The organism is Chryseobacterium sp. PvR013, from assembly GCF_017833095.1.
GTDB lineage: Bacteria > Bacteroidota > Bacteroidia > Flavobacteriales > Weeksellaceae > Chryseobacterium > Chryseobacterium culicis_A.
Genome location: NZ_JAFIBT010000001.1, coordinates 4,033,579 through 4,048,596, shown reverse-complemented (window position 1 = coordinate 4,048,596; position 15,018 = coordinate 4,033,579). Strand labels below are relative to the sequence as shown.

Below are 15,018 nucleotides of genomic sequence, written 5' to 3'. Positions count from 1 at the left end.
GCTAACAGTTGTACAAATTTAAAAATTATTTTGTGATCGTAACGGTATTTATCGAAGTTGGTGCATCAGCATTTTTTGAAAACACTTCATTTCCGTCATATAATACCTTTGAAACCTGAAATGCGGTGGGCGTATTACGATACTGAACCTCCAGTAATCCTATAACATTATCAGCTACATTAGTACTTTTAGTAAACGTAATCTGCATTCTGGAGAAATAAGAAGTTCCTGTTCCCGGATTGTCTGGGCTGATAGAATCCATACGTCTTCTTTTTGCGCCTGCAAGATATTCCATATAAAACAGAGAATCGGTTGTCATTCTCAATGAAATGCTCACCGGAGAATTATCTTTAGCTCCGAAAACATCATTCACAGAATATCCTGTAAAAGATCCTGTTTTCTTACTGTTCAGAAGATCCTGACCAGCGCTGTTTTTCATGTAGATATTAAGTACCTGATCTATTCTCTGTAAAGAATCATCATCACTTTTGCAACTGATCAGTGCAAAAACCGCAACAAGTATACTCCAAAAATATTTCATCATAAATACAAAGGTAAAATATTAATCTTTAGGCAGCTTCTTTATTTTTCAAAATATTTCTGATACCATAGTTCAAAAGTAACCAGCTGCCATATTTTCACCCAGTCGTATTCATGTTCCTGATGATTCCACCACTCATCAATCACTGCAGCATTGAAGAAGTTTCTCTTCTTTAAACTTTCAAGATTTTCAACAATAAAATCTCTTACTCTTTTTTCGTTTTTAATGAAATAATTAACAGGAAATGAAAACCCTTTTTTAGGCATATTCAAAACTGATTCGGGAAGATATTTCTCCGCGGTTTTACGTAATAAGGGTTTATTCTGAATGCCATTAAACCTGATATTCTGGGGCAGGGCTGATACATAATCAATAAGATTGTTGCTCAGATAGGGATAACGAAATTCCACACTGTATTTCATGGCACTCAGGTCATCCCTAAAAACGTGGTGAGAAGACAGTGAATATTTCATATCATATTCAAAATATCCGGAATAGTTTTTTGTTTCCGAAAGATGATACTCTGAAAGTTCTGAATTAATTTTATTATAAATATCTGGCTGTATAAGGCTTTTAGCTTCCAAAGGCATCATACTGATCTGGCTTTGTCTGAAAAAGTCAAACATATCATCCTGAGAGAAATAGTTTTTCACCCGTTGCGAAAATTTGTCTTTTGTGAGGATCAATGGACTCAGAAAATTAAAATTCCTCATCAGAAGCCATCTGTTGAGCTTCAGTGTATGGGAATAGCCTGCAAAAAGCTCATCGGCTCCGTTTCCGCTTAACACCACTTTAAAATCTTTATCATGTGCATATTTTGCTGCATTGAGTAACACTTCAAAACTGCTGTAAGGTTCTTCAAAATGTTGAATATTTTCTTTAAGCTGTTCCAGCGCTTCTTCATCACTTACTTCCTTCACTTCATGGGAAACCCCAAAATGCTGAGCTGCCAGAGACGCATTTTTCACTTCTTCCTCAGAAAACGGATAAGAGATGGTGTATGTATTAATATTGGCATTAAAAGATTTTGATTTTGAAGCAATTAAGGTAGAATCTATTCCACCGCTCATCATAACTGCTACAGGAACATCGGCATATAATTGTTCTGAAATACTTTCGGAAAGAAGTTCGTCTATTTTTTTTACCGCTTCTTCCTGAGAAATATTCTCCGCAGACGGTGAAGGCAATTTCCAGAATTTTTCTTTGATAATTTTTTGATTCTTTAAATCAACGGTCATAAAGGAAGCTGGTTCCAGGGATAAAATACGCTGAAAGCAGGTTTGTGGAGCCAGTGTGGTCTGAAAAAGAAAATTGGTATACACTCCATCCCAGTTGATTTCTGGTTTTACCCATTCATTTTTCAGTAATGCTTTTATTTCTGAAGCCCAAACCAGCCCTTGTTCATTCTGATGATAAAATAAAGGCTTCATTCCTACTCTATCCCTTGCCAGTATAAGCTTTTGGGAGATAAGATCCATGATACAAATCGCAAACATCCCATCCAGCTTTGCAAAGGTTGAATTTCCCCACTCTTTATAAGCCTTGAGAATAACTTCTGTATCAGAAGTGCTGTGGAAAGTATGTCCTGAAATTTCAAGTTCTTTTCTTAATTTTTTAAAATTATAAATCTCTCCATTAAATGTAATAACAATCTGCCCATCTTCTGAAAGCATGGGCTGATGGCCTTTTTCAGAAAGATCAATAATGGATAGCCTACGAAAACCTAAGGCAATATTGGAATTTATTTCCTGTAAAACAGGAAACTGTTCTTGAATTTTTTGAGTAGAATCATTTCCTGAAAAACAAAGTCCATGGCTATGATCATATAACCAGAAACCTTCATCATCCGGTCCGCGATGTCTGATTGCCTGATTCATTTCCAGAATATTTTTTGAGGAAATACTTTTATGGAATGAATAATAACCGCTGATTCCGCACATAGTAAAGACTTAATAGTTTTGTAAAAATAGGGAAATGACTTTATTTTCCGTTCGTGTAATGAGTAATTATTTCTTCAATAATTTTTGTTTTAAAAGCTGTATTTCTTCTTTGGAAACCATATAATCTTTCCAACTCAATGAGGTGGAACTATAAAATTTTCGGAACAACAGAAAAGCTGAAACCAAATAAGATGAAGTAGTAGCAATACATGCTCCTAAAATTCCCCATCTGGGTATTGCAATGAAAGAAAAGACCACTGTAACGACCAATCCGAGAATTGATTTAACATTGAGAATTCTAAGTTCTCTCATTCCTGAAAAGTAGTGCCCAACCATATCACTTACGGCTATGGCAAAAATTCCCGGTGATAAGAGGAGCATAATTTCTTTGGTTTCTCTGAATTCTTTCCCAAAAATCATCTCATAAACCTGGGAAGGGATAATAATAATTCCCAGTACAAAACCTATCATTAAAATAAATGTCAGCTTTAAAGACTCTTTGGTTTTCCCTACGGATTCTTCCTTACTTTTACTATTCACGACATCAGAGTATAAAACGACAGCGATACTACGGGTAATTGTCCATATGGCTTCTGAAAAAGTGACCCCAATGGAAAAAATCCCTACGCTGGCGATGCCTTCAAAGTATTCCAGGAAATAAAATGAAAGCCTGTAATTAAGAAACTGAACGAAAGCACTCAGCTGGGTTTTCCAGCCATATTCAAACATATTTCTGGCAACCTCTTTACAGAATGATATTTCGGAAATATTACATTTTCTCATGATCTGAAAAAAGCTGGTCAGGAAAAGAAGAGCAAGACACCCAATCTGTGCAAGAAAATAGACTGAAACGTCTTTTTTCCCAATCACGTAAACTAGTATTCCGATAAAGATAATATGTACAAGCTGCTGTAAAACGGTATACACATTAAACTTTCTAATATCCTGTTTTCCAATAAACAAACTGACATTAGTAGACAAAAGGGAAGAAAAAACAGAGATTCCGATAAGATAAAAAAGATATTCACTCTGAATAGAAGCCAGACTGAATAAAAACGGGATCAGAAGTCCTGTGAGAAGAGACCACAGATAAGCATACAATAAGACTTTTTCTATTTTAAATCTTGAAGCAAAATAAGAAGCACTGCTCCCCGAAAAAATACTGCTGAAAAAGCTCACAGCAGCAGCATTGGCAACCACAATAGAAATGGTTCCCTTTCCTTCACTACCCCACATATTCGTAGAATAGATCACCAATCCGAAACTCAGGATCAGAATAAGAAAACGGGAGACAAATGTTTTAATGATAGTAAGCTGCATGGTGATTATTTATCAATAGATCTTTTCACAAAATCAACGAAGGAACCTTTTATTCTATCCCAATTATATTGTTCTTTAAATTCTTTCCTGGCATTGAGAGCATGTGCATGATATGACTCAGGATTCCTGATATAATTGATGATAATCTCCGAAATAGCTTCGGCATGATGAGGATCTACAAGACGGCCAAACGAAAGTGTGCCCAGATGCTTCCGGATTCCTTTTAAATCTGAATAAACCACCGGTTTTCCTGCTCCCATAAAATAAAATAGTTTTATGGGTAGAGAATGATTGTTTTCAAAATTAATTTCCCGAAGATCAAAGCATATATCTGCTTCTGCCAAAGATTCTGTAAACCTTTCAAAAGCTGTTGGTTTTCGGATCTCTATATGATCAAAAGAATATTGCTTCAGTAATGCTGAAAAATAAAGTTCATCATCTCCATCTACCGTTGATCCGATAATCAGAATCCTGATATGAAGCGTGGGCATTTTCTGACGAAGCTTATCTATTGTACTGAAAAAATTTTCAATACCCTTATCTTTAGAAATCTGACCGGTATAGCAGAGCGTAATCGTATCTGTATCCAGCTGTTTTATGCTTTCCCGGATATAAATAGAATCCGGATAATAGGGAAGAATCATTTGTTTTTTGAATCCAAAAAAATAAGCCAGCGGAAACTTTTTGGTTGTTTCTCCAAAAATGAAATGAGTACTTAAAAAACCAGCATACAACTGGATAAGAGAAAATTTTACGGTTTGAAAAATTTTAGCCGGAAACCGGTACTTTTGAAGCATAGACAGGGAAGGATACCATTCTGTAACATCATAGATACAGCTTATCTTGTTTTCTTTTACAAAGTTCCTTACTGCTGCAATAGCCAGAGGTTCAGAGCAGATGATACATTGGGGTTGAAAATCATTACAGACTTTTCGGAAAGTCTCCATTTTATGGTCTATACTTTCCTCCAGGACTGCATAAGATTCTATTTCTATTTCATCTATAAAACCTTTATACTCTGCCTGTAAACTGCATATTTTTACTTCATACCCATTATCTCTAAGAGCTTTGGCCTGATGATAAAAAATCCGGTCATCATTATAGCTATGGGAAGTCGTTAAAAAAAGTACTTTAGGCATTAGTCTCTACTCGAATCTATACAAATATACATTAAAACAAAAAAGTGGAAATATATTTTCCACTTTATGATTATTCTACTGTATCAGGATAACAACGATTATTTTATAGAAGCCGCCCAGCTCTTATCCAAAGGAAGCAGGAAGTGACTCAAAAAGTCCAGATAGGTATTTTTTGAGAAGTCAAAAACCTGTATATCTTCTGAAAATTCTCCAGCTCTCAGCTTCGTTTTGAAATCTATTAATTTTAAAGTTTTCACTTCCCCATTTTCAACAAAACTTGCTTTCATTCTGTCAAAAAGACCCAATTGATACTCTTCATCAATTTCTCTCATGATCTTCCCTAAAGCATCAATACTGCATCCTGAAGCCATTTCTTTTTCTTCATCTACGCATACTATGATAAACTGATTCTTTTCAATTTTAAATGAAGAAGAAAGCGGTTTTCCATGAGCAGCCCATGTGGCAAGGAAATCAAAAAGTTTTTCAGTGATAGCTTTTGCTTCTTTGGTTTCAAAAGGTCTTGAAGCCGGGTATATAATAACTCTGTAGTCGTTGGTTTCTACAATATTAGATTCTTCGATTTTCATAATGTAAATATTTATTTTTCAGGAACCTGAACACGTATCATCAATTCCGGTTATTGAACAGAATATGAATTGAACAGTGATGGTAAATCCCTATCTTCTAAAAGACAAAATTACGCAATTTTCTCCAGTTTAAGATCATTGTATTTTTTGCTCAGCACATAAAGCATCATCATGAAAAGCGGAAAAATAAACGGAAAGAAAAATCTTAACGCTGCTGACTGCGGAAAGAAAAAGAATTTGATATACACATTGATCAGAAAAAGAACTGAGATCATTCTTACCCAAACATCTTTGGAGCGCCAAAATATAACTCCAATCATAATGGCTACGGATAGCGTTACTTTTTTAAAGTAGATAATTTTAATGTAAATAATACTCAGATAGTCTTTTAAACTAACATCAATAGGATGTGTTGAGATAATAGGTCTTCTATCAATAAAGGTATCATAGAAGAGATCTTTCCATCCAGGATAATGATAAAACTTAATAATGATCAGGTACATGATCAGAAGAACTGTTCCCTGTGCGATAAAGGAAACATCAATTTTCTTTTCCTGAAAATACTGGAAAAAGAAAACAGCGATAATATAGGTGAGAGTGAATGTGATATAATCCGGCCGTATAAAAGTAATCCCAAAAAGAAGCACAAACATGGCCCATTTGCTCCATTTTTTGAGCAAACCAATAATAAAGATCAGCATAAACTGAAAAATAAACATATCAGGTGTAGAAACTCTGGACATGTAGGTCATGGGTGGTAATAGCATGGAAGCAACCGTTAATACTACCGCAAGCCAATATTTCTTCGGAAACAGCAGTTTTAGAATATAAAATAATAATACCCCTGAAAAAAAATACGAAATAAGGCTGGTAAACAGGACTGCCATTGGAGATGAAAGCCCAAGCTTATAAAACAGAGTGATAACAAGAATATACCCTACTTTAATCTGAAAATAGGGTAATTGTTCTGTAAAAGATTGTGTATTTTTTACGAAATACTGCCTTGGAATATCCCATTGCTTTATTCCGATGATGTCTGTATAATGTTCTGCAGGAGCCTCTTTTTTTATTTCCTGATAGGTAATGATTCGAACTTTATCTGGTGAATCCGGGAACTCAGATGTATACATACTTCCCATGTAGCCCGGCATATCCCAATCATATACTCTGTTTTGATAATTCCAGAATGTAAGAAGAGCAAGTATTGAAATGATCAATAAAAAGGAGAGTCTCCATTTCACCTTCATAACCTTTTATAAGATTATAAGTCTTCTGCTTCAGCAAGAAGTTCAACAATATCTTTTACGGCTACTTCAGTATTTTTGTTAAAGTGTTTTACCCCATCTGTCATCATGGTATTACAGAAAGGACATCCTGTAGCAATTACCTTAGGTTCAAAAGATAAAGCTTCTTCTGTTCTTTCAATATTGATGTCTTTATTTCCTTTTTCAGGCTCTTTAAACATCTGTGCACCTCCTGCTCCACAACAAAGTCCGTTGGTTTTACAACGTTTCATTTCTACAAGTTCTGCATCCAGTTTCTCAAGAAGCATTCTTGGCGCTTCATATTCGTCATTGGCACGTCCCAAGTAACATGGATCATGGAAAGTAATTTTTTTCCCTTTGAATGCACCTCCTTCAATTTTCAGCCTTCCTTCTTCCATTAATGTTTTAAGGAACTGAGTATGGTGTACCACGTCAAAGTGTCCACCTAAGCTTGGATATTCATTTTTCAAAGTATTGAAACAGTGTGGACAAGCCGTTACAATTTTCTTTACTTCGTAAGCATTCAATACTTCGATATTGGTAAGAGCCATCATCTGGAAAACAAATTCATTTCCGGCTCTTTTTGCAGGATCTCCGGTACAGCTTTCTTCCTGTCCCAGAACTGCAAATTCAACACCTATTTTATTTAATATCTTGCAAAATGCTTTTGTAATTTTTTTAGCACGGTCATCAAAACTTCCCGCACATCCCACCCAAAATAAAACTTCCGGGGCTTTTCCTTCGGCAGCATATTCTGCCATTGTTTTTATATTGAAATCCATTTCTTTTTCAGTTTGAAAATGTGAGAATTTGGAGATTTGAAAATGATCTAGACTGGTATCAATTTCAAATATTCAAATTGATTAATTATCTAGTTTTCTGTTGCCCAGTTCAGACGGTCAGCCTGGTTATACTGCCAAGGAGCAGCGTTATTTTCCACATTGGTCATCATCAGATTCAGTTCCTGTGGAGCAGCAGATTGTTCCATCACCAGGAATCTTCTCATTTCAAAAATAATGGAAAGCGGGTCAAGCAATACCGGACAGGCTTCTGTACATGCGTTACATGTGGTACACGCCCAAAGTTCTTCTTTTGTGATATAGTCGTTCAACAGTTTTTTACCGTCGTCAACAAATTTTCCGTTTTGATCGATATTTCTTCCTACTTCTTCCAAACGATCTCTTGTTTTCATAAGGATCAATCTTGGAGAAAGTTTTTTCCCGGTAATATTAGCAGGACAAACAGAAGTACAACGTCCGCATTCTGTACAAGAATAGGCGTTCAGCAACTGTACCTGGTTCAGGTCAAAGATATCTTCAGCACCGAATTTAGAAGGTACATCTGATTCTGCTGCTTCAGCCGGAGCAGCATAAGGATCTGCGTTAGGATCCATCATTAATTTGATCTCTTTTGTAACAGATTCAAGATTGTTGAATTTTCCTTTTTTATCAAGATTTGCATACCATGTGCTTGGAAACGCAAGGATAATATGCAGGTGTTTTGAATAGTAAAGGTAGTTCATGAAGAAAAGAATTCCTACAAAGTGAAACCACCATGCCGCTTTCTCCGTGAACATCAAAAACCCGTTATCAAAACTGAAGATTTCTAAAAACGGAACCAATGTCATCTCACTGATCGGGAAGCTTCCATGCTCTGGCAAAACACTTCTCGACTGTAAAATAAAATCTGATGAATTCATCATAAAGAAAGCCATCATCAGAGCAAATTCAATAATCAAAATCCAGTTTGCATCATTTTTAGGCCATCCAAAAAGTTCTTTCATCGTCAATCTCTTCACTCCGTAAAAATTTCTACGAATAAAGAAAATGACAACCCCAATAACCACCAAAAGTGCTAAAACTTCTAAGGTTGCAGTAAAGAAATTATAAAATGTATGTCCGAAAATGCTTGATAAAAAACGATGTGTACCAAATATTCCATCAACAACAATTTCTATTAATTCGATATTAATAATCACAAAACCTACATACACAAAAAGGTGTAAAACTCCAGCTACAGGACGTGCCGTCATTTTACTTTGTCCCATAGCTACACGAGCCATAGTTTCCCAACGTTCTCCTTTTCTGTCGTTTCTATTGATTTCGTGACCCAATCTGATATTTCTATAGATCTTCTGCAGGCTTTTGGCAAAAAGTCCGAATCCTGCCACTAATAAAATCAGGAAAATAATGTTATCGATGTACTGCATAAGGCGTATTAGTCTTTGTTATTTTTACCGAAAACCGAGAAGTTGATGTATCTCTTCGGATTCGCTTTCATATCTTCGATCAATGAATTTAAATTGGAAGAAGCAGAATTCAGGTTGTTATAAAGCTGCTCATCCTTCATCAGTTTGCCTAAGCTTCCTTCTCCTTTATCTATACCGCCAATCACCTGATTCAATTTACCTACAGTAGCATCTAAATTGGCAATAGTAGCATTCAACTGTTTAGTATCAATACTCTGAGCCAGATTTCCATATTTATCCAAAGTCACCTTTCCGCTTTGCATGGTAAGACTTGCATCATCCAATACTTTCTGCAATTTAGGATCATTATGTCCTACAAGGTTGTTTACACTTCCTGCGGTAGACTGTAATGCTCCTACTGTTTTATTAAGGTTGGCTAATAAAGCTTTTATTTCAGCTCTGTTCTGAGCGTCAAAAACCTGGTTTGCATTAGCCATTAAAGAGTCAACCCTGTGTAGTACTACCTGTAATTGATCTTTTACCGGACCTACCTGAGAAGAAAGACTTCCCAATGTTCCAAGTTTGAAAGCTCCTTTCAGGGTATCACCGTCCTTTGCAGTAGGGCCTCCATACATAAGGTTTACTCTCATTTCTTTACCAGACATTAATCCTGGTTCAAAAATCTCCAATGATGAATTTTTTGAAAACTCGAATTTGTTATCAACTGTAATTTTTACGACAAAATTAATTTTTCCATCTTTTGCAGTTATAGGAATAATCTTATCTACCTGTCCTACTTTCAGACCATTAATAGAGACTGCCGAAGACTGTGCCAGACCTTCTACATTATCATATTTTGCGTAAAATATATTGTCGGTAGTAAAAAGGCTTTTCCCTTTCATAAACTGAAACAACACCACAAAGCCTACAATAGCTAGAAGTGCAATCACACCAGCTTTTAATTCTTTACTGAACTTCACTTGCTAATTTTTTTCTAATAAGCAAATATAATACATTTTAAATAAATCTTTTCCTTTATTGTTCTGCGTTAAATACAAAAAAGCGACAAAAAAATTTGTCGCTTTTAATATTTATAGAAATGAATTTCTTATTGTTGCTGATTTCCCAGCTTATTCCAGATCTCAATTCTGTAATCCTCGATATCTGCATTGTCCTGAAGACTCTTCATCCAAGCCTGTCCGAACATTCCTGCATTTCTCTGAGTAAGAGATTCTGTAAACTGCTTAAGATCTCCAGGCTGTTTGTTTACTGTTTCTGATTTCTTAATCAAAACATAAACTCCTGTTCCTCCTTCAACCGGGTTAGAAAGTTTACCTTTTGCAACACCGAATGCTGCACCAGCTACTTTAGGTTCCATAGCACCAGCTACTGAAGGGTTCAGTAAATTCACCTGAGCAGATTGTTTTGGAGCGGCAAACAACTTAGCAATCTGATCTAAACTAGAAGCTTTTGCTGCTGCAATTTTATCAGAGATTTGTTTTGCTGCCAATTTATTTTTAACAAGAACTTCAATCTGGTCTCTTACCGATTCCGGATCAGCAAGACCTGCATCCTGTTTTCCGTTCAGATATACTACAATTTTATCTCCTGTTCCGTCTACTGTAAATAATTCAGTATCTCCTTTTGTTCTTTTCTTATCGAAAGCCCAAGTAAGGATATCAGCATCTTTTTCAGTACCTAAGCCCTGAAGCTGACCTTCAAATCTTTTTGCTGCTTTTGGATTGGAGAACTGATAGTTTCCTTTCTTAGCAATGTTCACGAAATCGTTGAAAGATTTCCCTTGAACCTGCTGAATGAATTTTCTTGAGTTTTTGTCTGTTTCAGCTTCAGTAGCATCTGAAGGTTTGATTGCTTTCACAAGGTTAGCAACTTTATACCCCATTGATCCTGATTTCTTATCTTCAATATTGATGATATGATAACCGAACTGTGTTTCTACTACACCTGTAGCTCCTTTAGGATTGCTTGCAAGATAAGCAAGGAATTCAGGAACAAAAGGTGTTTCCGGAGTTGTCCATCCTAAGCTTCCGCCTTGTGCTGCAGAATTCGGATCGCTTGAAAGCTTAAGGAATTCTGTAAATTTAGCAGGAGTCGCTTTTACAATAGCCCCAATAGAGTCTGCCAATTTCTTAGCCTGCTCTTTGGTTCTTGTTACTCCTTCACCTGCAGGACTTCCTTTGAATGCAATAAGGATATGTCTTGATAAAGTAGAATCTGAAGGTCTTTTACCAACCAATTTAGAGACTACATATACATCTTGTTCTTTATAAGGACCAAAAGTCTGACCAACTGCTGCTGTCGTGATCTGATCTTTGATTGTTGGAGGCAATTGAGCAGGATTCAAATACTGAGGATTGAATGGTGCATCAGAGTTTGCCGCCACAAACATAGAATCGTTTTTAGTATTCTGGAAGTTTTCAGTTCCTCCACTTGCATCTGTACCTCCTGAATATAATTTGGTAATTTCTTTCAGAACTGCGGCATCATCTGCTGCACTAGGTTTAGATGGGAAAAATACAATACCGATATTTCTGCTTGGCTCTGCTTTGAACATTACAGGGTGCTGCTTGATGTAATCAGCAAGATCTTGTGTGGAAACATTGATCTTTGTTTTTTGAAGATACGCTGCATAATCTACTTTTACAAAGTCGATATCTGCAAGCTGATCTCTCTGCTTCATCAATTCTTCAGCTTCTTTCTTACCTGTAGTAATACCTGCTGAAAGATTAGTAAACACTTGTCTTGCCATAAGTCTGTACTCAATTGTCTTTCTTGTTTTCAACCATTGAGTATATCCTTGAGGATTGGTGTTTTGTAATGTTTCAATTTCTTTTTTAAGCTCTTGAGTTTTAAAATTACCTTTCTCATCAAAAAACTGTTGATTCTGGGCAAACATCTGATCGTACTGGATTTGATTCCAGAAATAATCATCAGTCATTTCAAAGCCCAATTTTTCAAACTGTTGTTTGATAAGTTTAGATTGTACAAGTAACTGCCAAGCCTGCTCTTCAAGACCGTTTTTCGGACGACCTTGCTGCTCAGCCTGCTGCTGCAACACGAAAAGCTGATCATTGAACTCTTCGCGGGTGATTTTCTCACCGTTTACTTTTCCTAAAACGTCAGGATTCTTACCAAAAACCTTGTCGATACTATCCGGGTTCACCAAGAACGCCAAAAGCGCTAAGGCTATTACTCCCATTAAAAGCCAAGGCTTACTCCTAATCTGTCCTAAAATTGCCATTTTATAAATTATAGTTTTTTATCAGTTTGCGAAAATACACATTTTTAAGAAATTACAGAAACAGAACTGCTTTATTTTGATTTTTAATGCAAAGATTAACTAAAAAAGGAAATTTTGACCGTATTTTTAAGTAAAAAACAAATGGCATAAGTATTGTGCATCTTTAGAATATTATAATATGCCACACGTTTTCAGAGTATATTATAAAAAATCCTTATAACGATAAAAAACGAAAATGACAATTTGTCATTCGATTGACTATGACAGAATTTGAAGATATTAGTTTAGAAGAAATGATCAGTGACGGATTTGATATCGTAGCTGAAGAAATCAATCTTTCCGACTTCGCAGAGACTGATAAAAATTCCGAGCAGAAAATATTCCCTATACTTCCGGTAAGAAATATGGTTATGTTCCCTAACGTGGTAATCCCTATTACTGCAGGAAGAAAAACCTCGATACAGCTTCTTGAGGAAGCACAGAAGAACGGGGATTTTATTGGAATTGTAAGCCAGAAAAATTCGGATCTGGAACAACCTTCCGAAAAAGATATTTATTCTACAGGTACGCTGGCTAAGATCATTAAGATCATTAAGCTGCCGGAAGGCAATATTACGGCTATTACCAAAGGATTCCACAGGTTTAAGATTAAAAAGATCATTGATAACCAACCTTATTTCAAAGCAGAAATATCAAAATTAAAAGATACCCGACCTAAAGATCAGGAAGAGTACGAAGCATTGCTGGAGAACATCAAGGATCTTGCATTAAAGATTATTGAATTGGATCCCAATATTCCCAATGCCGCGAACTTTGCCATCAAAAATATTAATAATAATGATGATCTTCTGAATTTCATCTGTACCAATGCTAATTTTTCTTCCATAGCAAAGCAAAAGCTTCTTGAAGAGAAAAGTTTGATGACCAGAGCCAATCAGTGTTATGAAATGATGCATGAGGATTTCAGAAAGCTGGAATTGAGAAATCAGATTCATCAGAAAACCTCAAAGGATCTTGATAAGCAACAGAGAGAATATTTTCTGAATCAGCAGATCAGAACCATCCAGGAAGAATTGGGCGGCGGACCTGAAAGCGATGTTGAGGACCTGATAGCCAAGGCAAAAACCAAAAAATGGAGTAAGGAAGTAGAGGAACACTTCCAGAAAGAAATCGGCAGACTGCAACGTCAGAATCCTAATTCTCCGGACTATAATGTACAGAGAAATTACCTGGACTTCTTTACGGATCTTCCTTGGGAAACATATACAAAAGATGTTTTTGATATTGCTAAGGCTGAAAAAGTGCTTGATAAAGCTCACTTCGGATTGGAAGATATTAAAAAGAGAATTCTGGAGCACATGGCTGTTTTAAAATTAAAAAACAACATGAAGTCTCCTATTCTATTACTGGTAGGGCCTCCCGGAGTAGGTAAAACGTCTTTAGGAAAATCCATTGCAGATGCTTTAGGAAGAAAGTATGTAAGATTATCTTTAGGAGGGCTTCATGACGAGAGTGAAATCCGTGGACATAGAAAAACCTATATCGGTGCTATGGCGGGAAGAATTTTGCAGTCTATCAAGAAATCCGGTACTTCAAACCCGGTGATTGTTCTTGATGAAATTGATAAAATCGGACAGGGTCTTCATGGGGATCCAAGCTCAGCACTCTTGGAAGTTCTTGATCCTGAGCAGAATAAATCTTTCTACGATAACTTCCTGGAAATGGGTTATGATTTGTCTAAAGTAATGTTCATTGCTACGGCTAACTCACTTTCAACGATACAGACTCCTCTTCTAGACAGAACGGAAATTATTCAGATTGCCGGTTATACTTTGGAAGAAAAGATTGAGATCGCTAAAAGACATTTAATTAAAAAGCAACAGGAGGAAAATGGTCTGGATGCAAAATCATTTAAACTCGGAAATGCAGAGCTTAAACATATTATTGAAGCACATACTTCAGAAAGTGGAGTAAGAACGCTGGAAAAAAGAATTGCGGCCGTTGGAAGATGGGTAGCACTTCAGACAGCACTGGTAAAAGAATATGATCCAAAAATTTCATTGGAAAAAGTAGATGAAATCCTTGGTGTTCCAAGACCGAAAAGCTTATCTGAAATCACAGGAGTTCCTGGTGTAGTGACTGGGCTTGCATGGACAAGTGTAGGCGGAGATATTCTTTATATTGAAAGTATTTTAAGCAATGGTAAAGGAGCCTTAACGATGACAGGAAACCTGGGAACGGTGATGAAAGAATCTGCCACTATTGCTTTGGAATATATTAAAGCTAAGCATGATGAGCTGGGAATTCCTCAGGAAGACATTGAAAAGAAAAATATCCACGTGCACGTTCCTGAAGGAGCGACACCTAAAGATGGACCATCTGCGGGTATTGCCATGCTGACTTCTATGGTTTCTTCATTCAAAAACAAAAAGGTAAAACCCCACCTTGCCATGACGGGAGAAATTACATTAAGAGGGAAAGTACTTCCGGTAGGAGGAATCAAAGAAAAGCTGCTGGCTGCAACAAGAGCCGGTATCAAAGATGTTATTCTTTGTGAAGCCAACAGAAAAGATGTAGAAGAGATCAAAAAAGATTATCTGAAAAACCTGAGGGTACACTACGTCAACAGAATGGAAGAAGTCATTGACATCGCCATTGAAGAATAAAACAACTTATAACATATTAACTTCTCAATAAGGAAACACGTTCTGATATTCAGGGCGTGTTTCTGTTTTAGGTAAAAAATCACAATCAATCTGGCTGGGTGGAATAAAAT

At 36.3% G+C, this 15,018-nt stretch carries 11 protein-coding genes; 1 reads left to right on the top strand and 10 read right to left on the bottom strand.

Going from position 1 to position 15,018, the window contains the following annotated elements:
* Nucleotides 1-25: 25 nt before the first annotated feature.
* From JOE44_RS18470 to JOE44_RS18425, 10 genes are all read right to left on the bottom strand, one after another.
* Entirely contained in the window at nt 26-544 is a 519-nt protein-coding gene (locus JOE44_RS18470; protein ID WP_209786711.1) for a hypothetical protein, read from the bottom strand.
* Between the two features lie 38 nt (nt 545-582).
* Nucleotides 583-2,481 (bottom strand): asparagine synthase (glutamine-hydrolyzing), encoded by a 1,899-nt coding sequence (gene asnB, locus JOE44_RS18465; protein ID WP_209786710.1) that lies wholly within the window; start codon nt 2,479-2,481, stop codon nt 583-585.
* A 66-nt stretch (nt 2,482-2,547) separates the two neighbouring features.
* A complete protein-coding gene (locus tag JOE44_RS18460) occupies nt 2,548-3,801 on the bottom strand; it encodes a polysaccharide biosynthesis C-terminal domain-containing protein (protein WP_209786709.1) in 1,254 nt (417 codons plus the stop codon).
* A 5-nt stretch (nt 3,802-3,806) separates the two neighbouring features.
* Nucleotides 3,807-4,940 carry a glycosyltransferase gene (locus JOE44_RS18455; RefSeq protein WP_209786708.1) on the bottom strand — a complete coding sequence of 378 codons (1,134 nt, stop codon included), beginning with the start codon at nt 4,938-4,940 and terminating at the stop codon, nt 3,807-3,809.
* Nucleotides 4,941-5,038: 98 nt separating this feature from the next.
* Nucleotides 5,039-5,527 carry a hypothetical protein gene (locus JOE44_RS18450; protein WP_209786707.1) on the bottom strand — a complete coding sequence of 163 codons (489 nt, stop codon included), beginning with the start codon at nt 5,525-5,527 and terminating at the stop codon, nt 5,039-5,041.
* A 110-nt stretch (nt 5,528-5,637) separates the two neighbouring features.
* Nucleotides 5,638-6,774 (bottom strand): hypothetical protein, encoded by a 1,137-nt coding sequence (locus JOE44_RS18445; RefSeq protein ID WP_209786706.1) that lies wholly within the window; start codon nt 6,772-6,774, stop codon nt 5,638-5,640.
* A gap of 14 nt (nt 6,775-6,788) precedes the next feature.
* The gene (locus JOE44_RS18440) at nt 6,789-7,574 is read right to left on the bottom strand and encodes a (Fe-S)-binding protein (protein ID WP_047377320.1); all 786 of its coding nucleotides are present in this window, start codon (nt 7,572-7,574) and stop codon (nt 6,789-6,791) included.
* Nucleotides 7,575-7,663: 89 nt separating this feature from the next.
* Nucleotides 7,664-9,001 carry a (Fe-S)-binding protein gene (locus JOE44_RS18435; RefSeq protein ID WP_209786705.1) on the bottom strand — a complete coding sequence of 446 codons (1,338 nt, stop codon included), beginning with the start codon at nt 8,999-9,001 and terminating at the stop codon, nt 7,664-7,666.
* An 8-nt stretch (nt 9,002-9,009) separates the two neighbouring features.
* Entirely contained in the window at nt 9,010-9,960 is a 951-nt protein-coding gene (locus tag JOE44_RS18430) for an MlaD family protein (protein ID WP_105684107.1), read from the bottom strand.
* Nucleotides 9,961-10,088: 128 nt separating this feature from the next.
* A complete protein-coding gene (locus JOE44_RS18425) occupies nt 10,089-12,242 on the bottom strand; it encodes a SurA N-terminal domain-containing protein (RefSeq protein ID WP_209786704.1) in 2,154 nt (717 codons plus the stop codon).
* A gap of 260 nt (nt 12,243-12,502) precedes the next feature.
* Between JOE44_RS18425 and lon the strand changes: the two genes are divergently transcribed.
* Entirely contained in the window at nt 12,503-14,908 is a 2,406-nt protein-coding gene (gene lon, locus JOE44_RS18420; protein WP_209786703.1) for an endopeptidase La, read from the top strand.
* The last annotated feature ends 110 nt before the right edge of the window (nt 14,909-15,018 follow it).

Coding starts and splice junctions, on each gene's coding strand:
- JOE44_RS18470 (WP_209786711.1), bottom strand. CDS start 544: ATGATGAAATATTTTTGGAGTATACTTGTTGCGGTTTTTGCACTGATC.
- asnB (WP_209786710.1), bottom strand. CDS start 2,481: ATGTGCGGAATCAGCGGTTATTATTCATTCCATAAAAGTATTTCCTCA.
- JOE44_RS18460 (WP_209786709.1), bottom strand. CDS start 3,801: ATGCAGCTTACTATCATTAAAACATTTGTCTCCCGTTTTCTTATTCTG.
- JOE44_RS18455 (WP_209786708.1), bottom strand. CDS start 4,940: ATGCCTAAAGTACTTTTTTTAACGACTTCCCATAGCTATAATGATGAC.
- JOE44_RS18450 (WP_209786707.1), bottom strand. CDS start 5,527: ATGAAAATCGAAGAATCTAATATTGTAGAAACCAACGACTACAGAGTT.
- JOE44_RS18445 (WP_209786706.1), bottom strand. CDS start 6,774: ATGAAGGTGAAATGGAGACTCTCCTTTTTATTGATCATTTCAATACTT.
- JOE44_RS18440 (WP_047377320.1), bottom strand. CDS start 7,574: ATGGATTTCAATATAAAAACAATGGCAGAATATGCTGCCGAAGGAAAA.
- JOE44_RS18435 (WP_209786705.1), bottom strand. CDS start 9,001: ATGCAGTACATCGATAACATTATTTTCCTGATTTTATTAGTGGCAGGA.
- JOE44_RS18425 (WP_209786704.1), bottom strand. CDS start 12,242: ATGGCAATTTTAGGACAGATTAGGAGTAAGCCTTGGCTTTTAATGGGA.
- lon (WP_209786703.1), top strand. CDS start 12,503: ATGACAGAATTTGAAGATATTAGTTTAGAAGAAATGATCAGTGACGGA.